Raw genomic sequence first — 20,370 nt, 5'->3', positions numbered from 1 at the left:
CGAAACACGACAGGTTTGCCGTGGGTGAGTTCGGGCAGGCGGAGTCCGTCACCATCGCCCACGACCGAGGAACGACATGACCCACCTGGATCCCGCCGGCGAGCGTCTTCTGCAGGTCCTTGCCCAGGACCGGCCGGATGCCTTCGTCGAGGTTGCGCCCACCTCCGGAACGAACCGCGCGCAGACGCTGACCGTCACGGTCGATGCCGCCAAGCGCGTCATCGACGTGCAGGTGCTCGACATCGGCGGTCTCCGCCACCCGGAGCCCTTCGAGACTGCACTGTCCGAGGCCTTCTTCGCCGCGGACGGCGAGCGGTTGTACGCCGTCCTCCAGCTCAACGGGCAGGCCGACGAGTGGATCGCCCGCGCCGACCGCTCGCTGGCCGGCGGGGGCGGGCTCAAGGTCCGCAACCGCGGCCCGGAGATCGTCACCCGTGCGGCGTCGCGCGAGCGTCGCGCGGCGCGCGGGGCTCGTCCCGCGCCACGTCGCTGGCCCGCAGCAGGGCACTCCGACAACGGCTTCCTCACCGTGCAGCGCTCGGCGCGCGGTGACCTCGCCGAGATCCAGGTGGACGCGGACTGGCTCGGCGGCGCGCGCTCCGAGCACCTCGAGCTCGCGATCCTGCAGGCAACCCGCTACTCGCTAGGAGACTGATCATGGTCATGAAGGCCAGCCTCAAGGCCCTCGTCGATGCCGCTGCCGGCTGGGACGGCATCGGCCTCGAGCTCCACAACGCCTACTCCGACATCGTCGGCTACGAGTCGAACGGCTCGAAGTTCGGCTGGTACGCCGACCGGGCGGGCATTCCCGCCCAGCACGACACGTTCATCGCCGCCATGGCGGATGCGCTCCTCGCCGGACAGAAGGTGATGAACGACGTGGGCACCGCCCTGCGTGACGTCGCCAAGGACTTCGGCGCCACCGACCTGGACGTCAAGGACCAGTTCCACAAGCTCGACGGGACACCGGCATGACCGAGTACGACTACTACTCCGACTACACCGATGACACCGAGCTCAAGCTCGAGGACATCCAGAAGAAGATCGAGGAGGGCGTCCAGAAGGTCATCGACACCTGGAACGACTCGATCATCGCCAAGGGTCTCGACAGCCGGTGGGCCTGGGTCGTCAGCCCCGGTCTCAAGGCCGCCTACGAGTGGGCCAAGGGCAACCTCGAGGACGAGATCGAGAAGCTGTGGGACGACTTCGAGAAGTTCTGCGAGGACCTCTGGGACACGGTCTCCGACATCACCGGCGACCCGTGGGTGCTGATGCAGATGAACCAGGCCTACATCACCGCGGCCGGCCGGATCCGCGACGAGAAGCGCGTCGTCAACGACATCACTGCCCGGTTGGCCAACAGCTGGTCGGGCGACGCGTTCACGTCGTACGACGCCGTGGTCAAGGAGCAGGTCGCCGCCATCAACGGCGTGGACCTCGGCCTGAAGTCGGCGGCCACGGCCTGTGCCGAGGGTGCGCTCCAGATCCGCAAGACCTGGCGCGACTGCATCGACGTGCTCCTCGACGTCGTCGACACCGTGCTCGACGGCATCAAGGACGGCACCGACGCGGGCCAGTGGGTCACCTTCGACGCCGGCCCCGCGATCAAGGTGATCGGCAAGGCGCTCACCGCGACGATCGGCTACGCCAACACGCTCGAGGGCTACTTCGACGAGAACGTCACGGTGAAGCTGAGCATGTGGACCACACTCAACTCCGGTCTCGACGGCCTGGACGCCAACAACGACTGGCCCACGATCAGCGGTCGCGAGATCGGCGACATCAGCGACTCGGGCGGGTACACCGAGAAGGACTGACCCCCCAGGACTGGTCCTACGAAACGCCGAGTGCCGCCAGCGCCATCGACCCCAGCAGCTTCCGCAGCTCGTCGTCCGGGATGTCGTGGCCGGCGCGCGGCGTGGAGTTGAGCAGGCCGAAGGCGGCCTGGGCTGCGGCGTGCGCGGCCGGGCGGCCCAGCTCGGGCCGCAGGGTCTGCAGCTGGTCGGCCCACAGGTTGATGTAGGAGCGCTGGAGGCGTCGTACCTGCTCCCGCGCGTCCTCGGGCAGCGACTCCCAGTCCCGGTCCTGTACGACGATGAGCGGGCGGTGCGACGTCGCGAATTCGACGTGCCAGTCGACCAGCCCGCGCAGGGCCGCGGCGGCGTCCCCGCGGCCCGCGTCGACCCGCTCGCGGCCGACGTCGAGCAGTCGCTCGCTGATCGAGGTGAGCATCTCGGCGAGCATCGCCTGCTTGGACGTGAAGTGCTTGTAGAGCGCTGGACCGGAGATGCCGCAGGCGGCGCCGAGGTCGGCGACGGAGACGCCGTGGAAGCCGCGGGCAGCGAAGAGATCGGCCGCGGTGTCCAGGATCTGCTCCCGCCGACTGATCTCGCTCATGTCCGCAGGCTAGTGGTCATCCCCGCAGGTTCATCGGTCGTCCTGCATCCCGACGGGCGGCAGAGGGCTTTACATCCGAGGTTAATGATCGTTAACCTCGGACTCGTGTCCGAGACCTCCAGCAGTGACCCCACCCTCGGGGAGCTGACCGCCGAGCTGCGCGAGCGGCTGGCCCGCGTCCGCCTGGGCGGCAGTGAAGCGGCCCGCACCAAGCACACCGATCGCGGCAAGCTCCTCGCGCGGGACCGCGTCGATGGCCTCCTCGACCCGGGGAGCCCGTTCCTGGAGATCGCCCCGCTGGCCGGCTTCGGCATGTACGGCAAGGACGGTGACGACTACGCCGTTCCCTCGGCCGGCATGGTTGCCGGCGTCGGCCGCGTGCAGGGCCGCAACGCCCTCGTCATCGCCAACGACGCCACCGTCAAGGGCGGCACCTACTACCCGATCTCGGTGAAGAAGCACCTGCGTGCGCAGGCGGTCGCCGCCGAGAACAACCTGCCCTGCCTCTACCTCGTCGACTCCGGCGGCGCCTTCCTGCCCAAGCAGGACGAGGTCTTCCCCGACCGCGAGCACTTCGGGCGGATCTTCTTCAACCAGGCCAACATGTCGGCCCGCGGCATCCCGCAGCTGGCTGCGGTGATGGGTTCGTGCACCGCCGGTGGCGCCTACGTCCCGGCGATGTCGGATGAGACCGTGATCGTGAAGAACCAGGGCACGATCTTCCTCGGCGGCCCGCCGCTGGTGAAGGCCGCGACCGGCGAGATCGTCACGGCCGAGGACCTCGGCGGCGGCGACGTGCACGCCCGCAAGAGCGGGGTCGTGGACCACCTGGCCGACGACGACGCCCATGCGCTCCAGATTCTCCGCGGCATCGTCAGCACGCTGCCGAACCCCACGACGCCGACCGACCTCGAGCCGGTCGAGGACCCGCTCGAGCCGCCGGAGAGCCTGTACGACGTCGTCCCGAGCAGCACCCGGACGCCGTACGACGTCCGCGAGGTGATCCGTCGCCTCGTCGACGGCAGCCGCCTGGCGGAGTTCAAGCAGCTGTACGGCGAGACGCTGGTCTGCGGCTTCGCCCGCATCCACGGGCACCGGGTCGGGATCGTCGCCAACAACGGCATCCTGTTCAGCGAGTCGGCCCTCAAGGGCGCGCACTTCGTGGAGCTCTGCAACCAGCGCGGCATCCCGCTGCTGTTCCTGCAGAACATCTCCGGCTTCATGGTCGGTCGCGAGTACGAGAACCGCGGCATCGCCCGCGACGGCGCCAAGCTCGTCACCGCGGTCGCCTGCTCGGTCGTCCCGAAGTTCACCGTCGTGATCGGCGGCTCGTTCGGCGCCGGCAACTACGGCATGTGCGGGCGCGCCTACGACCCGCGCTTCCTGTGGATGTGGCCCAACTCCCGGATCTCGGTGATGGGCGGCGAGCAGGCCGCCGGCGTGCTGGCGACCGTCGCCGGGCGCGAGGACGACCCCGACGTCGACGCGTTCAAGCAGCCGATCCGCGACCAGTTCGAGCTCCAGGGTTCGCCGTACTACGCCACCGCGCGGCTCTGGGACGACGGCGTGATCGACCCCGCCGACACCCGACGCGTCCTCGGCATGGCGCTCGACATCACCTCGGCCGTGCCGACGCCCGCGCCCAACTACGGCATCTTCCGGATGTGATGACGATGACCGACATGAAGATGGGCACAGTGATCAGCACCGTCCTGGTCGCCAACCGCGGCGAGATCGCCCGCCGCGTGTTCCGCACCTGCAAGGACCTCGGCATCCGCACCGTCGCGATCCACACCGACGTCGACGTCACCGCCCTGCACGTGCGCGATGCCGATGTCGCGATCCGGATCCCGAGCTACCTCGACGCCGACGCCGTCCTGGCGGCCGCGAAGGAGGCCGGCGCCGACGCGATCCACCCCGGCTACGGCTTCCTGTCCGAGAACGCCGGGTTCGCCCGCGCCGTCACCGACACGGGCATCGCCTGGGTCGGCCCGTCCCCGACCGTCATCGAGCAGATGGGCCGCAAGGACGCGGCCCGCGACCTCGCGGTCGCGGCCGGTGTCCCGGTCGTGCCGTCGTTCGTGCTGGACGCGAACGGTTCGCTGGTCGAGGAGGTTGCTCAGCAACCGTCTCGAGACCCCTACCCCGTGCTGGTCAAGGCCGCTGCCGGTGGTGGCGGCAAGGGAATGCGCGTCGTCCGCTCGGCCGCCGAGCTCGAGCCCGCCATCGCCGCTGCGAAGCGCGAAGCCGCCAGCGCGTTCGGTGACGACACGATGATCATCGAGAAGTACGTCGAGCGCGGCCGCCACATCGAGGTCCAGGTGCTCGGCGACGCGCACGGCCACGTGGTCCACCTCGGCACCCGCGAGTGCTCCGTGCAGCGCCGGCACCAGAAGGTCATCGAGGAGGCGCCCGCGCCGGCGCTCGCCGACGAGCTGCGTGCCCGCATCCACGACGCGGCCGTCGCCCTCTCGGCCGCGGTCTCCTACAGCAATGCCGGCACCATCGAGTTCCTGCTCGACGCGTCCACGGGCGACTTCTACTTCCTCGAGATGAACACGCGCCTCCAGGTCGAGCACCCGGTGACCGAGATCCACAGCGGCACCGACCTCGTCGCCCTCCAGCTGGCCGTAGCGGCCGGGGAGCCGCTGCCGTTCGACCAGGCAGGGGTCGCCTTCGGCGACCATGCGCTGGAGGCCCGGATCTACGCCGAGGACGCGTTCGGCGGCTTCCTGCCGCAGGCCGGTACGGCGACGACGGTGCACTGGCCCACTGCGGCCCGCGTCGACCACGCCCTCGAGTCCGGGCAGGTCGTCAGTACGTCCTACGACCCGATGCTGGGCAAGGTGATCGTCCGGGGCAAGGACCGGGAGGCGGCTCGCCGTCGCCTCGTCGCAGCGCTCGACGACACCGCGGTCCTCGGCCTGACCACCAACACCGGGTTCCTGCGGGCGCTGGCGGACAGCCCGGAGTTCGCCGAGCCCGGCGGGATCGACACCGCGTGGCTCGACCGCCACGAAGTGCCGCGCCCGGACCCGACGCCGGCGCGCGAGATCGCCGCCCGGCTGTGGCTCGACGCACACAGTGCGTCCGCCGGCCCGTTCGCCGGCGACGGCTTCCGCATGGGCGCCGCACCGGCGACTCCGATGGTTGAGTTCGACGAACGGGCGACGCCCGTCGCCCGGGTTCCGGAGGGGACCGTCGCCCGTGTGGACCTCCATGGCGTCGAGCTCGCGCACCACGGCCAGCGCTACGTGTTCGTCCGTCCCGACGCGACGACCGACCACGGCGCCGCGGCCAGTGACGGCACCATCCTCTCCCCGATGCCCGGCACCGTCCTCGACGTCCGGGTCGCCGCGGGGGAGCGCGTCACCGAGGGCACCGTGCTCGGTGTCATCGAGGCGATGAAGATGGAGCTCGCGCTCAAGGCGCCGTACGACGGCACGGTGGCCAGCGTCGCTGCGGCGACCGGTCAGCAGGTGGCCCTGGGTGCGGTCCTGTTCGTGGTCGACCCGGAGGAGGTTTCGTGACCGCCCTCCCGATGGTGGTCCACGAACCCGGCCTGCCGCCGAAGGTCACCATCTACGAGGTCGGCCCGCGCGACGGCCTGCAGAACGAGAAGGCGATCGTGCCGACGGAGGTGAAGGCGGCGTTCGTGCAGCGCCTGCTCGCAGCTGGCCTGCCGATCGTCGAGGCGACCAGCTTCGTCCACCCCAAGTGGGTGCCCCAGCTCGCTGACGCGGCCGACCTGATGACCGGGCTGAAGGCCGAGCTCGGTGACGCTGCCCTGCAGCTCCCCGTCCTGGTCCCCAACGAGCGCGGCCTCGACCGCGCCGTCGAGCTCGGGCTCCGCCATGTCGCCGTCTTCGCCTCGGCCACCGAGACGTTCGCGCAGAAGAACCTCAACCGCACGCTCGAGACCCAGTTCGAGATGTTCGACCCCACCATCGGCCGTGCCCTCGCGTCCGGGATGGACGTCCGCGGCTACGTCTCGATGTGCTTCGGCGACCCGTGGGAGGGCGCAGTTCCGGTGGAACAGGTCGTCGCCGTGGGCCAGCGCCTGCTGGACCTCGGGGTCGGCCAGCTCAGCCTCGGGGACACGATCGGTGTCGCCACGGCCGGTCACGTCCGCACGCTCGTCAACGCGTTCACCGACGCGGGCGTCGACCCCGACCGGCTCGCCCTGCACTTCCACGACACCTACGGCCAGGCACTCACCAACGTGCACGCGGGCCTCCAGGCCGGCGTGACGACGTACGACGCCAGCGCTGGTGGCCTCGGCGGGTGCCCGTATGCCAAGAGCGCGACGGGCAACCTCGCCACCGAGGACCTGGTCTGGTTCCTCACCGGTCTCGGCATCGAGCACGGCGTCGATCTCGACGCCGTCGTGCAGACCAGTGGCTGGATGGCCCAGCAATTGGGGCGTCCGAGCCCGTCCGCCGTCGTACGGGCGCTCCTCTGAAATGGCCGAGCGCGTCTCCAGCGCAGTGGAGGCAGCAAGCTGCCGCCGACGCTTCTCGCCGCGCTGCCGGCTTGTTGGGACCGCTTGAGCCAGCGCTACGGTTGGACCATGAGTGGTCAACGGCGCGCCTGGGGGTGGGCCGCTGCGCTGCGCAACGGGAGCACCACGCCGTGGCAGGACTGGCTGAACACGACGGACCCCGGCGAGGCCGACCCCTTCGCGGCGTACCTGCCGGGAGCCCAGCAGCTCGGCCTGTTGCGCCGCGCGAACCTGGCTGCCGAGGCGGCCGGCCGGAAGCTTCCGCGCGCCACTGCCGACCGGATCCTGGCCGCGGGCGTCACCGGCCGCGGCCGCGGTGACCTGCCCGTCGCCGGCGACGGTGAGCCGCAGCGGTTCGGGCCGCGACCGGTCGACCCGGACACGCTGCCCGAGCACGAGTTCCTCCGTGTCGCGGCCGGACTGATCGCCGACGACATCGCCGCCATCGAGGAGGCCCCGCCGCAGCGACGCGGTCTCGTCGACCGGGTTCGTGACGCGCGCCGCCCGCAGGACACGCCCTTCGTGATCGTCGGGGTCCCGTGGCGGGCCCGCGCGATGAGTGCCGCCCTGGCCGCGCAGGGCCGGCGCCCCGGCGGGCGCGGCGCCACGGCGTACCTCCTCGCCGACGACCTCGGCACCGTGGTCGCCGACGCCTGGACCGCTCGCGCGTTCGACCAGGGTGGTCCGACCTGGCCGGAGTTCGTGGAGATCTTCGCGACCGCCGGCCGGTTGCCTCCGCGGGCCGACCTGCCACGGATGGCCAACGCCGCCACGCAGCGGTACGGCGCCGAACAGGTCCGGATCGTCCTCGACCCCTCCGCGCTGGCTGCCGAGCTCGGCGTCCCGTCGGTCCCCGAGCCGCCCCGGCTCGGCGCGAACGGCGTCGACCTGGTCCGTCGTGTCGGCCAGCCCCTCGGCGGACTGGTCCCGTCCGAAGCACGTCCACGCCTGCTCCGCGCGGCCCTGGCCGACCGGCTCGACGGCCGCGGCGGACCGGCGTTGACGGTGCCGGCCGTGTGGGAGACCTGGCTCGCGACACAGGCCGAACGCACCCATCACGAGATGGCCGCTGCTGGCTACCCTGTGCTCGGCGATCTCGACCGACTGCTGCCGGGTCCCCTCCTGCACGACTCCGTCGAGCCCGTCGCCGCCGAGGTCCTGGCGCTCGCGCTGGACCTGCTGATCGATCCTGTGCGCCCGCCCGTGAAGGAGGCATCGTGAACTCACCCCACGACGTTCTCGTCCTCCTCCGCTCCGCTTCACCCCACGCGCCTTTGCTCTCCCCCGCTTCGCTCCTCCGATGCAAAGCCGCGCGGGGACCCCAAGCGGCTCCTCCGAACGACAACGTCGCAGGGACCCCGAAATGAGTCGCCGGGTCCTCCTCCACGTCGGGACGCCCAAGACGGGGACGTCGTACCTCCAGGAGGTGCTGTTCCAGAACCGCGAACGGCTCCTCGAGCAGGGCGTGAACTACCCGGCCGACCGCTTCGACGCCCACTTCCTGGCCGCACTGGACCTGATGCGTCTGCCCTGGGGCGGGCTCGAGCAGGAGGCCGTCGGCGCGTGGGACCGGCTGGCCGAGAACGTGCGCGACCACGACGGCATCTCGATCATCAGCCACGAGATCCTCGCCACCGCTTCGCGTACCCAGGTCGAGCGGGCGTTGTCCTCGCTCGGCCACGAGCCCGACGGCAGCGGCGCCGAGGTGCACCTGATCGTCTCGGCCCGCGACCTGGTGCGCCAGATCCCGGCCGAGTGGCAGGAGAACATCAAGCACCGCGCGAAGTTCCGGTTCGCCCGCTTCCTCGAGCTGATCCGTGATCCTGAGCGCAGCGACCGCGTCGGGTCGTGGTTCTGGGGCGTCCAGGAGATCCCCGACATCCTCGCCCGGTGGGGCGCGACGATCCCGCCCGAGCGGATCCACATCGTCACCGTGCCGCGTCCGGGTGGGGCACCGGAGGTGCTGTGGCAGCGCTTCAGCGCCACCTTCGGCCTCGACGACCTGGACATCGACCTCGGCGCGGACCGCGCCAACGTCAGCCTCGGCGTGCCCGAGACGGCACTGGTCCGACGCATCAACCGGGCGGCAGCAGGCGACCTGCGGGCCCACCACTACCGCTACCTGGTCCGCGAGCTGCTCGCCCACCGGACCCTGTCGGCCCGCACCGATTCGCCGCGACTGGCCCTGCCCCCGGACCAGTTCGACTGGATCGCCGAGCTCACCGAGGAATGGATCGCCGAGCTCGCCGACAAGAAGTACGACGTCGTGGGGGACCTCGCCGACCTGCGGGGCACCCGACCGAAGGCCGAGAAGTGGTCCGACCCGGACCGGCCCTCCGAGCGCCAGGTCGCCAGTGCGGCGGTGGACGCGCTGCGCACGCTGCTGGTCGAGTCGGTCCAGCGGGAGAACGAGCTCGACCGGCTCCGCGGTGAGATCGACGACCTGCAGCGCGAGCTGGCCGAGGCGCGGGTCTCCAGGACGCGGCGCTCGATGGAGCGCACCGTGCAGCGGCTCGAGAGCAGCCGCAGCGGCAGCAAGGTCCTCGGGGCCTACCGGACGGTGCGGGGCAGGAACTCCCGGCTGGCGTAGCGCCCGACCTTCCAGGTGCTCCAGCCATCGGTGGCGGCACCGACGGCGCCGCCGACGACCGGCACCCGCTTGCCGATCGTGGTCGCCATCCGCTTGCCGATCACGCGCGTGATCATCTCGGTGGCCAGCGCCGAGGACACGGTGCGGTCGAGCTCGGGGTCGTGGTGGGGCGCGGTCGCGATCGCCATCGGCGGGGCCGGCAGCTTCTTCGCCTTGACCATCTTGACCACGGTGTCGTCACCGAGGATCGCCACCAGGATCGCGTTGCGCACGCGCGGGTCGGCGAGGTCGTAGCCGCGCAGGTGGGCAATGCCCGCGACCATCCGGCACTGGATGAGGGCGAGTCCGGCGATGCTGGCCGGGGCCACGATCGTGGCGGTGATGAGGCCGCCGAGGTTGGTGGTCAGGCCTTCGACGCCGGCGTACGCGACGTGGTTCTGGATCAGCTCGCGGATCGCCTTGTCGACGTTCCCGTCCTGCTCGCGCAGCTGGGTCTCGGCGGCCTGGGCTGCGGGAGGCAGTGGTCCGGCGCCGGCGATCGCGCGGTTCAGCGCCTCGCGGACGAACGACTGGGTCAGTCCCGGTGCCATGTGGGTGATCCTGGGCGCGACCCTCCGCGCTGCCTCGACAGCGAGACCCTTCTTGAGACCGGATGCCATGGTTCGATCCTAGTGGGGGTGCATCGCTCCGCCGTCGGGCCGCACGGGCTCGTAGGGTGACACGCGTGCCCGTCGAACCGCCGCCGACCCCGTGGGAGTTCCCGAGTCGCGCGGACCTGGCGGCGCTCCCCGCCCAGGGCCCGGTCGACGGGTACGACGACGACGGATCTGCCGACGCCAGCGACCTCGTCGGAATGGGGGCCGACCTGGAGCCCGGCACCCTGCTCGCCGCCTATCGGACCGGTCTGTTCCCGATGCCCGAGGGCCGCAGTGTCGGCTGGTGGAGCCCGGCCCGGCGCGGTGTCCTCCCGCTCGACGGCCTGCGCGTCTCGCGGTCGATGCGCCGCTCGGCGCGCCACTTCGAGATCCGCGTCGACACCGCCTTCGACGACGTCGTCGCGGCCTGCGCCGACCCGCGTCGACCCCACGGCTGGATCAACGACCGCATCGCCCGGGCCTACGGCGCCCTGCACCGGCTCGGCTGGGCCCACTCCGTCGAGACGTGGCGCGACGGCCGCCTCGTCGGGGGCCTGTACGGCGTCGCGGTCGGCGGCCTGTTCGCCGGCGAGTCGATGTTCCACCACGAGACCGACGCGTCGAAGGTGGCGCTGATGGGACTGGTCGAGGGGCTGGCCGCCGATCCGGCCGGTGCGGCGGGTGAACGCCTGATCGACGTCCAGTGGGCCACTCCGCACCTGCAGGGCCTCGGCGTGCGCGAGATCTCCCGGGCGTCGTACGTCGGAAGGCTCGAGGGGTTGCTCAACGTGGCGTGGCCTGACATGTTCGCGCCATGACTTCCATCAAGCGCCCGCTGGGCACCCTCGGTGCCGGTGTCCTCCTCGCCCTCTCCCTCACGGCCTGCGGCGGCGGCTACCCGACCGACGCCTCCTCGAAGGACTTCTGTGACGGCATCACGGACGTCGTGACGAAGTCCAGCGACCTGGCCGGCGAGGAGCCGACGAAGGACGAGTGGAAGGACATCCAGGCCGCCTACGAGGACCTGGGGGAGATCGGCACGCCCGAGAAGATCAGCGACGACGAGCGTGAGGGCTTCGAGATCGTGGTCGACGTCGTGACCGACCTCGACTACGACGAGGCCGAGAAGGAGTTCGGCGACAAGGGCGGCGAGGACAACCTGCCCGGCGTCTCGGACGACGACAACAAGAAGGTCGAGAAGTTCTTCGTGTACGCCCAGAAGGAATGTGCCGACCAGGTCGCCGAGTGAGCTCCTGAACCGCGCGCAGCACCCTTCGCAGCACCCTCGCAGATGGCCGGCCAACCACCGGCCATCTGCCGTTTTCCTTTCCTGTGAATAGTCTGAGACTGACAGGGCAGGGTGTGGTGGGCAGTTGGCTCACAGCCGCTGCCCTGTCCGCGGGCACAGCTCGGTGACCCGTGACTCCAGGAAAGGAATCACCCTGATGACCTCGATCAAGCGCCCCGTGGCTGCCGCAGGTGCCGCTGTCCTGCTTGCCCTCTCGCTCACTGCATGTGGTGGCGGTGCTCCCGCCGACGCCTCCAAGGAGGACTACTGCAAGGCGGTCGGAGACGCCGGCAGCGAGGAGTTCGGCAAGGCGATCACCGACAAGGACTACGACAAGGCGGCCGACCTGATCAAGGAGAGCGCCGAGAAGATCGAAGAGGTCGGCACCCCCGAGGACATCTCGGACGAGGAGCGCGAGGGCTTCGAGATCCAGCTCGACGCGGTCAAGAAGCTCAACGGCGACGACCTCAAGGAGGCCTTCGAGGCCGAGGACGGCGAGGACCCGTTCGAGGCTGACCTGTCCGACGACGAGAAGGACAAGGTCGAGGCGTACAACAAGTACGAGAACGAGACCTGCTCCGACACCGAGGACAGCTCGGACGAGGGTTCGGACGACGGCGCGGGCAGCGACCCGGGCACCGAGGAGAGCCCGACGGGTCTCCCGTCCGACCTCCCGTCGGACCTCCCGACGGACCTGTCGCCCGAGGACCTCGCCAGCCTTCAGGAGGAGCTGGAGAACCTCACCGAGGGCGTCCCGACCCAGTGACCCTGGTCAGATGACGGTGGGCGGCTGGCCGGTGTCCGCAACCATGGCCCGGCCAGCCCGCTCCCACCCGATCATCCCGTCGATCAGGTTCACGACGTCGTACCCCTGCTGACCGAGATAGGCGCCCGCCCGCGCGGACCTGCCTCCGGCCTTGCACACGATGAGCGTCTGCTCCGGCTCGAGCTCCACGAACTCGCCCAGACGCGTCGGCAGGTCTCCGAGCGGGATGTGCACCGCACCCTCGATGTGTCCGGCGGCCCACTCGTCGTCCTCGCGGACGTCGAGGACCAGCAGGCCCTCGGGAATCGGGTGCGGCACGCCATCGGTCTCGACTGAGGGGATCATGGCTCCAGTATCCCGCTACTTCAAGAGCCGGCTCATCCGTCGGTCGGCGAGTGGCTTCCCGCCCGTCTGGCACGTCGCGCAGTACTGCAGGCTCGAGTCGGCGAAGGACACCTCGCGGACGATGTCACCACAGACCGGGCACGGCTTGCCCGTCTGGCCGTGGACGGCGAGGTTCGACTTCTTCTCGGCCTTCAGCTCGCTGGCGTGCAACCCCCGCGAGCGTTCGACTGCGTCGCCGAGGGTGGTGCGGACGGCGGCGTACAGCGTCGCCAGTTCGTCGTCGGTCAGGCCGTCGGCCGGCTTGAACGGCGACATCCGCGCGGCGTGCAGGATCTCGTCGGAGTAGGCGTTGCCGATGCCGGCGATGGTGCCCTGCTGGCGCAGCACTCCCTTGAGCTGCTTGCGCCCGGCGTCCCTGAGGATCCCGGCCAGTCGCTCGATGGTGAACTCGTCGTCGAGCGGGTCCGGGCCGAGGGACGCGACGCGGGGGACGTCGAGCGGGTCGCGCACCAGGAACAGGGCCAGGGACTTCTTGGTGCCGGCCTCGGTGATGTCGAGGCCGGGGGTCTGGCCGTCCTGTTCGTCCAGGACCACCCGGACGGCGAGCGGCGACTTCGCGTTCGGTCGTGGCGGCAACGGCGGGACGTCGTCCTTCCAGCGGATCCAGCCGGCACGTGCCAGGTGCAGCACGAGATGCAGGCCGCTGGCTTCGATGTCGAGGAACTTGCCGTGGCGTCGTACGTCGTCGACAAGGGCGCCCTCGATCGCGGCCAGCGGGGGGTCGTAGGTCTTGAGGGCGCTGAACGCGGCGATGTGGACGCGAGTGATGGCGCGCCCCGCGAGCCGGCTCCTCAGGTCCAGGGCCAGCGCCTCGACTTCGGGCAGCTCGGGCACGACACCAGCCTAGATCCCCGTCCGGACAGCACCCGGGACCTTGGTCCTGATTGTGGCCGGACGCAGTGACCCGGCCGGTTCGGCCCGGTTGGTCGGTCATTCGCACTCGGGCGCGAACCACCCCCCAAGGAACCAGAGGTCCCCCATGAACAAGCGCCTGATCGCACCGCTCTCCCTCGCTGCTGCCGCCGTCCTCGGCTTCGCACCGTCCGCCGCCCAGGCCGCCGAGGACGCAGCCTGTGGCCTGCCCGCCATCCCCGCCGTCTATGCGCAGGTCGACCACCCGGCCGTCGTGACCACGATCGGCGAGGTCACCCACGTCGAGTGGTTGTGGCAGCGCTCGGTCCCGACGACCGAGTTCGAGTTCACCCGGACCGTGAGCCCGGCCCGGGGCACCTGGTCGTGGAGCCGCCAGGTCGACGCCCTCGAGCGGGCCTGGGTCCGGACCGTGATCGACCGGGCCTTCGTGCCGGCGGTCCCCGAGGTCGGCCACCACGAGACCCAGGTCGTCACCCCGGCCGTGACCCGCACGGAGGCCGAGTTCGTCCACCAGCAGAGCGGTCGCACCCGGTGGGAGGTCGCCGGATGGAACGCCGACGAAGGCGGCAAGGGCTGGTCGCCGACCGGCGCGACGCGCGACGTCGAGGTGACCCCGGCCGTGACCACGACCGTGTGGATCGTCGACCAGGCCGCCGTACCGGCCGTCTCCGAGCTCTCCCACGAGGAGACCACCTGGGTCGCCGACGGTGCTGCCGGCCCGGCCGGATCGACGTCCACCTCCTCGACCCGGGTCGCGAGTACGACGACCGAGACGGCCGAGCTCGCCGATGGTGACGAGCCGGCCGGTGCCGGCTGGGTCAAGGGCGCCTTCACGCAGACCGCTCCCGCCGCCACCGAGGAGATCTGGGCCGCCTCGGCGCCGGACGGGTACGCCCCGACGGGTGCCGAGCGCGCCGGTACGCCGAGCGTGGAGAAGACGGACGCTGCCTCCGCGACCGCGCCCGCCGGTGACGGCTGGTCGCAGGTCGACGGGTCCGGCGTGACCGTGGTCGACGCGGCTGCGCAGGACGTCGAGACCGCTGCCGCGTGGACCGAGATGGTCCTGGTGAGCCCCGAGGTCCCGGCCACCGCGGACTGCGTCGACGAGACCGACGACCCGGACGAGACCGACGAGGGCATCGACGACGGGGAAGACATCGAGAACGTCGTGGACACCGGCGACGACCTGGGTGAGGTCGACGGCCTCGGTGACGAGGTGCCCGGTGAGGTGTTGGGCCTGGTCGAGCAGTCCGACGCCGTGCTGCCCGCCACCGGAGCGGTGGTCGAGCCGTGGCTGCTGGCGCTGGGTGCAGGCAGTGTCCTCGCCGGTGTCGGCGTCCTCTCCCGGGGCCGTCACCGCAAGAGCTGACCTGCGGATCGACCGGGATCGACGGGGCATCGATCCGACACGCTAGCGGGATCTAAGGCTGAGGCTAGAGATCCCGATAGCGTCGGATCATGGATCCGATCCGCAACCCGTACGCGCCCGGCGCCGGCCAGCGTCCCCCCGAGCTGGCCGGCCGCGACGAGCAGCTCTCGGCGTTCGACGTGGTGCTGGAACGGGTCTCGCGCGGTCGCCCTGAACGCTCGCTGGTGCTGACCGGGCTGCGCGGTGTCGGCAAGACGGTGCTCCTCAACGCGCTCCGGTCGGCAGCGGTCCGCAAGGGCTGGGGGACCGGCAAGCTGGAGGCGCGGCCCGACCAATCGCTGCGCCGCCCGCTGTCCTCGGCGCTGCACCAGGCGGTGCGGGAGCTCGGACATCCCGAGGCCTCCGAGGCCGACCACGTGCTCGGCGTGATCCGCTCGTTCGCCCAGCGTGACGCCGGTGTCGACGCCAAGCTGCGCGACCGCTGGAGTCCCGGGATCGATGCACCGGTGGTGCGTGGGCGGGCCGATTCCGGCGACATCGAGATCGACCTGGTCGAGCTGCTCACCGACGTCGGCGGGCTCGCGGCCGATGTCGGCAAGGGCGTCGGCATCTTCATCGACGAGATGCAGGACCTCGGCCCCGACGACATCTCCGCGCTGTGCGCGGCCTGCCACGAGCTGAGCCAGAACGGCCTGCCCGTCATCGTGGTCGGCGCGGGACTGCCGCACCTGCCGGCCGTGCTGTCGGCCAGCAAGTCCTACTCCGAGCGGTTGTTCTCCTACCAGCGCATCGACCGGCTCTCCCGCGACGCCGCCGACCGCGCGCTCGTCGCGCCGGCGTCCGAGGAGGAGGCCGGGTTCACGGCCGAGGCCCTGTCGGCGATGTACGACGCCACCCGCGGCTACCCCTATTTCATCCAGGCCTACGGCCGGTCCGTCTGGGACCTCGCTCCCCGCACCCCGATCACCGCCGAAGACGTGGCTGTCGCCAGTCCCGAGGCCGAGCGCGAGCTGGCCGTCGGCTTCTTCGGGTCGCGCTTCGAACGCGCCACGCCCGCCGAGCGCGACTACCTCCGCGCCATGGCCGACGCCGCCACCGAGGAGGCCGACGACCCGGTCGGATCGGTCGCGACGTCGGACGTGGCCGTCGTACTCGGGAAGAAGCCGCAGTCGCTCTCCCCGGCCCGGGACTCGTTGCTGAAGAAGGGGCTCATCTACTCCGGCGAGCGTGGCCGGATCGCGTTCACGGTCCCGCACTTCGGGCGGTACCTGCGGTCGCAGGCCTGACCAACACGCCGCCGAGTCCTACGCTGGCTCCGTGAGTCTCGCTCCCGAGGAAGCGCCGCGCCCCCCGTCCGTGCTCCGCGCCTACGTGCCGATCGTGCTGTTCATGTTCCTCTGCGGCATCGTCGGCCCGATCTTCCTGATCATGGGACTGGCCATCGATGACGAGCCCGGGAGCGGCTGGTTGCTGCCGACGGGCATCGGCATCACGATCCTGGACCTCGCCCTCGGCCTGCTGATCGGCACCACCCGCTACCGGTCGCAGATGAAGGTGTACCGGCTGAAGCTGAAGGGTCGCCCCGCCCAGGCGCAGGTGCTGTCCTTCGAGCAGACGGGCGTCGAGGTCAACGGCGAACCGCTGCTGTCACTGAAGCTGCGGATCCACGGCAACGACGTCGCGCCGTTCGAGGTGGAAGCCAAGAAGATCATCCCTGCGATGCGGATGCCGCTGCTGTACGTCGGCGAGATCCCCGTCCTCATCGACCCCGAGACGCAGGACTGGGAGTTCGACTGGTCCTCGGCGGGACCGGTCACGTCCCTGCCCGCGTCCCTGCCCGCGTCCATGCCTGCGCCCCCCACCGACGCGGCCGCACCGCGCGACACCCGCACGGCCGGCGAGCGGCTAGCCGAGCTCGACGACCTGCTGCGTCGCGACCTCGTCAGCCGCGACGAGTACGACGCCAGCCGGGCCCGCATCATCGCCGAGCTCTGAGGGGCTCAGTCGCTGAACGCGTAGTGGTCGAGCGGGAACCGCCGCGACGACCACATGGTCTCCAGGGTGGTGGCGGCCCGGAAGGGTACGTCGCCGTTGGCGTCGAAGTAGTAGCTGTTCGCCTGGCTGCAGGAGTCCTGGAAGAACACCTGGTGCTTGCGCCGGCCCAGTGCCTGCGTGAAGTAGTTCTCGTTGGCGGCGGCGGTCACCTCGACCCGGGTCGCGCCGTCGCGTCGGGCGCGACGGAGGCAGCGCAGGATGTGGGCGCTCTGCGTCTCGATCAGGTTGAAGTACGACGACCCGTTGTAGCCGTACGGGCCGAGGATGGTGAAGAAGTTCGGGAACCCGGGGACGCTGACGCCCTGGTAGGCCTGGAAGCGGTTCTCCTCCCACCACTTCTCCAGGTCGAGGCCGTTCGCCCCGCGCACGATGAACGGTGGCATGTTGCCCTTCTCGAACACCTTGAAGCCGGTGGCGAGGACCAGGGTGTCGACCTCGTGCTCGGTGCCGTCGTTCGTGCGGACACCGGTCGGCGTGACTGCAGCGATGCCGGCCGTCTCCAGGGTCACGTTCGACCGGTTGAACGCTGGCAGGTAGGCGTTGGAGAAGCTCGGGCGCTTGCAGCCCAGGGCGTAGCGAGGAGTGAGCTGGTCGCGCACCTCGGGATCGCGCACCGCCTGGCGCAGGTAGGCACGTCCGATCCGTTCGCCGAGGGCCGCCATCGGGACGATGCCTGCGAAGTGGGCAGCGACCGGGAAGGTCGCCTCGACGAACGACTGGCTCGCCAGCCGTGCGAGGCGCCCGGCGCCGGGGAGCACGCGGAGACCGGCGCGGGCCGGCCAGGGGAGCGCCGCGTCCGGCTTGGGCAGGCACCAGATGGGGGTGCGCTGGAAGACGGTGAGGTGCGCGGCCTGCTGGGCGATCTCCGGGATCGCCTGCACGGCGGAGGCTCCGGTGCCGATCACGGCCACCCGACGACCGGTGAGGTCGACGCCGTGGTCCCAGCGCGCCGTGTGCATCACGGTGCCCGTGAAGTCCGCAAGGCCTTCGATGTCGGGCAGCTTGGGCTGGGTCAGCACGCCGGTCGCGCTGACCACGTGGCGGGCCGTGATCACGTCGCCCGCGGCGGTGTCGAGGCGCCACGTGTGGTCGTCGTCGTCGAAGGTCGCCGCGACCACGGTGGTCCGCAAGCGGGTACGTCGCCGGACGTCGTACTTGTCGACGCAGTGCTCGGCGTACGCCTTCAGCTCGCTGCCGGGCGCGTAGACCCGGGACCAGCCGGCCATCTGCTCGAACGAGAACTGATAGCTGAAGGAGGGGATGTCCACCGCGACGCCCGGGTAGGTGTTCCAGTGCCACGCGCCGCCGAGGCCGTCGCCGGCCTCGAGCAGGAGGTAGTCGGAGAACCCTGCCTTGTCGAGCAGGATGGCGGCGCCGATGCCGGAGAAGCCGCCGCCGATGATCACGACCTCGTGGTCGGGGGTGGTGGTCATGCGTGGGCGTCCTCTCGGGAGCTGGTGCTGGCGAACGCGGACGACGTCCCCAGGATGATGCAGTCCACGTGGTGCTCGATGCCCTCGGCGCTGCGGACGCCGCCGGGCACGATCGCGTAGACCGGCCAGGTGATCAGGGTGCAGTGCGGCTGTTGGAGCGCGGCGTAGTAGCGCCCGTCGATGCGTGGGCGGTGCCTGTTGAAGCGGCCGTCCGGCGTGAGCCGGCGCCGGGTCCAGGGATCGCGGACGCCGAGGCGCAGGTGCAGGCGGGCGGCCGGCTGCACCAGAGTCCGGGGGAGCGCGATCGGCCAGGGCACCAGCCAGTCGGGTTCCTCCTGGAACACCTTGACGGCTGCCGCAGTACGAATGATCTCCGGCGCGATCACGGCGGCCTCGCGTCCTCGGGCGAGGATCGCGACGCGCAGACCGGTGAAGGCCTGCCCGCGCCACTGGTTGCCCCGCAGGACCCGGCCCTCGAACCCGCCGCTGCTCACGAGGCCACCGGCTCGTGGGTGAGCTCGTCCACCCACGCCTGTGGCTTGCCCAGCAGCCGCACCGGGACGTAGGAGGTCAGCTTCACCATCGGGTCGGCGAGCAACCGGTGGTACGGCGACGTGCGGTCGACCACCATCGCGGCCTGGGCGCGCAGCACGTGGTACGCCGGGATCCGGTGGGTGAAGTCGCCGCGGGAGCCGATCGTCGCGAAGCGCTTCACCGCGTTGTAGAGCTTCTGCTCCGGCAGGCCCATGGCCACGATGTTGTCGCGCATCTTGTTGATCAGCGGCACGAACACCACGATCAGGCCGAGCACCACCTGCGGCTTGAGCAGCGCGACCGACTCGATGACCAGCTTGTGCAGCGGTCCGGCGCCGATCAGCTCGAGCACCTGGAAGTCCACCGTGATGTGCCGGGCCTCGTCGGAGTTGATGTGGCGGAAGACCTCGTGGCAGACCGGGTCCTTGACCTCGTCGAGGAGGAACTTCACCAGTGCGCCGTCGAGAGCGCACTCCAGCAACGGGATCAGGGTCGCCAGACCGGTGAGGGGCAGCCCGTCGCCGTAGTCGTCGAGGACCTTGATCGCCAGCTTGACGTTGATGTTCGGCTCGGGTGCCTTGCCGTCCTCGTCCAGCATTCCCCAGCGCTTCATCAGCGCCAGCTCGGCGTTGGCGTGCTTCTGCTCCTCGGCGTGGAAGTACTCGTAGATGCGGCGGATCGTGGGCGTCGGTGCCTTCGTGGCGAGGGACGCGAAGCCCCGTGCCCCGACGTGCTCGATCCACACCAGGTCGGCCATGAACGGCAGCATCTTGGCCCGGAGCTCGTCGGTCACGGTCTCGGCGCCCGGTGCGTCCCAGTCGATGTCGGCCAGCGACCACTGCTTGTCCTTGATCGTCTGCAGCATGGCGTCGAAGTCGTAGGTCATCGTGGTGTCCTCTCGTCGGTGTGCACCGGTCGGATCAGTCGTTCGGGATCATGCGGCCCAGCAATCCGGCCACCCGGGTGTACGGCGCAGGCAGCAGGCGCTTGGTGCGCCAGAGCAGCTGGGCATCGAGCTGGGGCACGACGTAGAGCCGGCCGTGGTCGTGGGCGTCGAGGGTCGTCCGGGCCACCCGGTCGGCGGAGAAACCGACGATCCCGGCGATCCTGCGGGCCAGCCCGGCCGCTCCCGGATCGATCAGCTCGCCACCGAAGATGTTGGTCCTGACGAACGTCGGACAGAGCACGGTGACGGCGATCCTGGTGCCGGCGAGCTCGGCTGCGAGGGTCTCGGACAGGCTGACGACGCCCGCCTTGCTCACGTTGTAGGCGCCCATCCGGGGTGCCGCGGTGAAGCCCGCGGCCGAGGCAACATTGATCACGCCGCCTCGTCCGGCTTCACGCAGCGTCGGCACGAACACGTGGCAACCGTGGATCACGCCCCAGAGGTTGACGCCGATGGTCTGCTGCCAGTCGGCCATCGGCGCCTCGCCGACGACCTTGCCGCCAGCACCGATCCCGGCGTTGTTGATGATCACGTGCGGTGCGTGGCCGAGCCAGTCGAGGGCCGTGTCGTGGAGGGCC

At 70.6% G+C, this 20,370-nt stretch carries 22 protein-coding genes; 14 read left to right on the top strand and 8 right to left on the bottom strand.

From position 1 onward, the window contains the following. Positions 1–76: 76 nt before the first annotated feature. From ACOADB_RS17835 to ACOADB_RS17825, 3 genes are read left to right on the top strand one after another with little or no spacing between them, the layout of a single operon-like run. The gene (locus ACOADB_RS17835; RefSeq protein ID WP_378601368.1) at positions 77–655 is read left to right on the top strand and encodes a hypothetical protein; all 579 of its coding nucleotides are present in this window, start codon (positions 77–79) and stop codon (positions 653–655) included. 2 nt (positions 656–657) lie between these two features. Next, positions 658–975, top strand: coding sequence for a hypothetical protein (locus ACOADB_RS17830; protein ID WP_378601365.1), 318 nt, complete (start codon positions 658–660; stop codon positions 973–975). Next, positions 972–1,817 carry a WXG100 family type VII secretion target gene (locus ACOADB_RS17825; protein ID WP_378601362.1) on the top strand — a complete coding sequence of 282 codons (846 nt, stop codon included), beginning with the start codon at positions 972–974 and terminating at the stop codon, positions 1,815–1,817. Before ACOADB_RS17830 ends, ACOADB_RS17825 begins: the two co-directional genes overlap by 4 nt. Positions 1,818–1,833: 16 nt before the next feature. Here the strand turns inward: ACOADB_RS17825 and ACOADB_RS17820 are convergent, their stop codons facing one another. After that, on the bottom strand, positions 1,834–2,397 hold the full coding sequence (locus ACOADB_RS17820) for a TetR/AcrR family transcriptional regulator (RefSeq protein ID WP_378601359.1): 564 nt from the start codon (positions 2,395–2,397) through the stop codon (positions 1,834–1,836). Positions 2,398–2,502: 105 nt separating this feature from the next. On the opposite strand from ACOADB_RS17820, the gene ACOADB_RS17815 reads away from it, so the two are divergent. The 5 genes from ACOADB_RS17815 to ACOADB_RS17795 all read left to right on the top strand — a co-directional run bounded on the left by ACOADB_RS17815 (position 2,503) and on the right by ACOADB_RS17795 (position 9,488). Further along, complete coding sequence (locus ACOADB_RS17815) at positions 2,503–4,065, top strand: carboxyl transferase domain-containing protein (protein WP_378601357.1); 1,563 nt, start codon at positions 2,503–2,505, stop codon at positions 4,063–4,065. A gap of 14 nt (positions 4,066–4,079) precedes the next feature. Continuing rightward, positions 4,080–5,927 carry an acetyl/propionyl/methylcrotonyl-CoA carboxylase subunit alpha gene (locus ACOADB_RS17810; protein ID WP_378601355.1) on the top strand — a complete coding sequence of 616 codons (1,848 nt, stop codon included), beginning with the start codon at positions 4,080–4,082 and terminating at the stop codon, positions 5,925–5,927. 11 nt (positions 5,928–5,938) lie between these two features. Beyond that, a complete protein-coding gene (locus ACOADB_RS17805) occupies positions 5,939–6,859 on the top strand; it encodes a hydroxymethylglutaryl-CoA lyase (RefSeq protein WP_378601517.1) in 921 nt (306 codons plus the stop codon). 108 nt (positions 6,860–6,967) lie between these two features. Beyond that, a complete protein-coding gene (locus ACOADB_RS17800; RefSeq protein WP_378601353.1) occupies positions 6,968–8,119 on the top strand; it encodes a hypothetical protein in 1,152 nt (383 codons plus the stop codon). Between the two features lie 142 nt (positions 8,120–8,261). After that, a complete protein-coding gene (locus tag ACOADB_RS17795) occupies positions 8,262–9,488 on the top strand; it encodes a hypothetical protein (RefSeq protein WP_378601351.1) in 1,227 nt (408 codons plus the stop codon). On the opposite strand, the gene ACOADB_RS17790 is transcribed toward ACOADB_RS17795, so the two are convergent. Next, positions 9,449–10,147: an EcsC family protein gene (locus ACOADB_RS17790; protein WP_378601349.1), complete on the bottom strand. Its 699-nt coding sequence runs from the start codon at positions 10,145–10,147 to the stop codon at positions 9,449–9,451. The two genes, ACOADB_RS17795 and ACOADB_RS17790, sit on opposite strands and share 40 nt — an antisense overlap. A gap of 65 nt (positions 10,148–10,212) precedes the next feature. On the opposite strand from ACOADB_RS17790, the gene aat reads away from it, so the two are divergent. The 3 genes from aat (at position 10,213) to ACOADB_RS17775 (ending at position 12,177) form a co-directional block, all read left to right on the top strand. After that, positions 10,213–10,941 carry a leucyl/phenylalanyl-tRNA--protein transferase gene (gene aat / locus ACOADB_RS17785; protein WP_378601346.1) on the top strand — a complete coding sequence of 243 codons (729 nt, stop codon included), beginning with the start codon at positions 10,213–10,215 and terminating at the stop codon, positions 10,939–10,941. Then, a complete protein-coding gene (locus ACOADB_RS17780; protein WP_378601343.1) occupies positions 10,938–11,372 on the top strand; it encodes a hypothetical protein in 435 nt (144 codons plus the stop codon). Before aat ends, ACOADB_RS17780 begins: the two co-directional genes overlap by 4 nt. Positions 11,373–11,568: 196 nt before the next feature. Further along, the gene (locus tag ACOADB_RS17775; protein WP_378601340.1) at positions 11,569–12,177 is read left to right on the top strand and encodes a hypothetical protein; all 609 of its coding nucleotides are present in this window, start codon (positions 11,569–11,571) and stop codon (positions 12,175–12,177) included. Positions 12,178–12,183: 6 nt separating this feature from the next. Here ACOADB_RS17775 and ACOADB_RS17770 read toward each other — a convergent pair whose 3' ends face one another. Together ACOADB_RS17770 and ACOADB_RS17765 are read right to left on the bottom strand one after the other, a co-directional pair. Beyond that, complete coding sequence (locus tag ACOADB_RS17770) at positions 12,184–12,522, bottom strand: rhodanese-like domain-containing protein (protein ID WP_378601338.1); 339 nt, start codon at positions 12,520–12,522, stop codon at positions 12,184–12,186. Between the two features lie 15 nt (positions 12,523–12,537). Next, positions 12,538–13,416, bottom strand: coding sequence for an Fpg/Nei family DNA glycosylase (locus ACOADB_RS17765; RefSeq protein WP_378601336.1), 879 nt, complete (start codon positions 13,414–13,416; stop codon positions 12,538–12,540). A 145-nt stretch (positions 13,417–13,561) separates the two neighbouring features. Here ACOADB_RS17765 and ACOADB_RS17760 point away from each other — a divergent pair, with 145 nt between their 5' ends. From ACOADB_RS17760 to ACOADB_RS17750, 3 genes are all read left to right on the top strand, one after another. Then, the gene (locus tag ACOADB_RS17760; RefSeq protein ID WP_378601334.1) at positions 13,562–14,824 is read left to right on the top strand and encodes an LPXTG cell wall anchor domain-containing protein; all 1,263 of its coding nucleotides are present in this window, start codon (positions 13,562–13,564) and stop codon (positions 14,822–14,824) included. A gap of 89 nt (positions 14,825–14,913) precedes the next feature. After that, entirely contained in the window at positions 14,914–16,110 is a 1,197-nt protein-coding gene (locus tag ACOADB_RS17755) for an AAA family ATPase (protein ID WP_378601332.1), read from the top strand. Between the two features lie 31 nt (positions 16,111–16,141). Then, positions 16,142–16,819 (top strand): hypothetical protein, encoded by a 678-nt coding sequence (locus tag ACOADB_RS17750; RefSeq protein ID WP_378601330.1) that lies wholly within the window; start codon positions 16,142–16,144, stop codon positions 16,817–16,819. A 5-nt stretch (positions 16,820–16,824) separates the two neighbouring features. On the opposite strand, the gene ACOADB_RS17745 is transcribed toward ACOADB_RS17750, so the two are convergent. From ACOADB_RS17745 to ACOADB_RS17730, 4 genes are all read right to left on the bottom strand, one after another. Further along, positions 16,825–18,312: a flavin-containing monooxygenase gene (locus tag ACOADB_RS17745; protein ID WP_378601328.1), complete on the bottom strand. Its 1,488-nt coding sequence runs from the start codon at positions 18,310–18,312 to the stop codon at positions 16,825–16,827. Next, on the bottom strand, positions 18,309–18,806 hold the full coding sequence (locus ACOADB_RS17740) for a hypothetical protein (RefSeq protein ID WP_378601326.1): 498 nt from the start codon (positions 18,804–18,806) through the stop codon (positions 18,309–18,311). Before ACOADB_RS17740 ends, ACOADB_RS17745 begins: the two co-directional genes overlap by 4 nt. After that, positions 18,803–19,732 carry a ferritin-like domain-containing protein gene (locus ACOADB_RS17735; RefSeq protein WP_378601324.1) on the bottom strand — a complete coding sequence of 310 codons (930 nt, stop codon included), beginning with the start codon at positions 19,730–19,732 and terminating at the stop codon, positions 18,803–18,805. Before ACOADB_RS17735 ends, ACOADB_RS17740 begins: the two co-directional genes overlap by 4 nt. Positions 19,733–19,766: 34 nt before the next feature. Continuing rightward, positions 19,767–20,370: SDR family NAD(P)-dependent oxidoreductase (locus ACOADB_RS17730; RefSeq protein WP_378601322.1), on the bottom strand; the 604-nt coding region annotated here is incomplete at its 5' end.

Source organism: Nocardioides sp. CPCC 206348, from assembly GCF_048654705.1.
In the GTDB taxonomy this organism is placed as follows: domain Bacteria; phylum Actinomycetota; class Actinomycetes; order Propionibacteriales; family Nocardioidaceae; genus Nocardioides.
The sequence above is the reverse complement of the archived record's forward strand: the minus strand, read 5'-3'. Positions and strand labels throughout refer to the sequence as shown.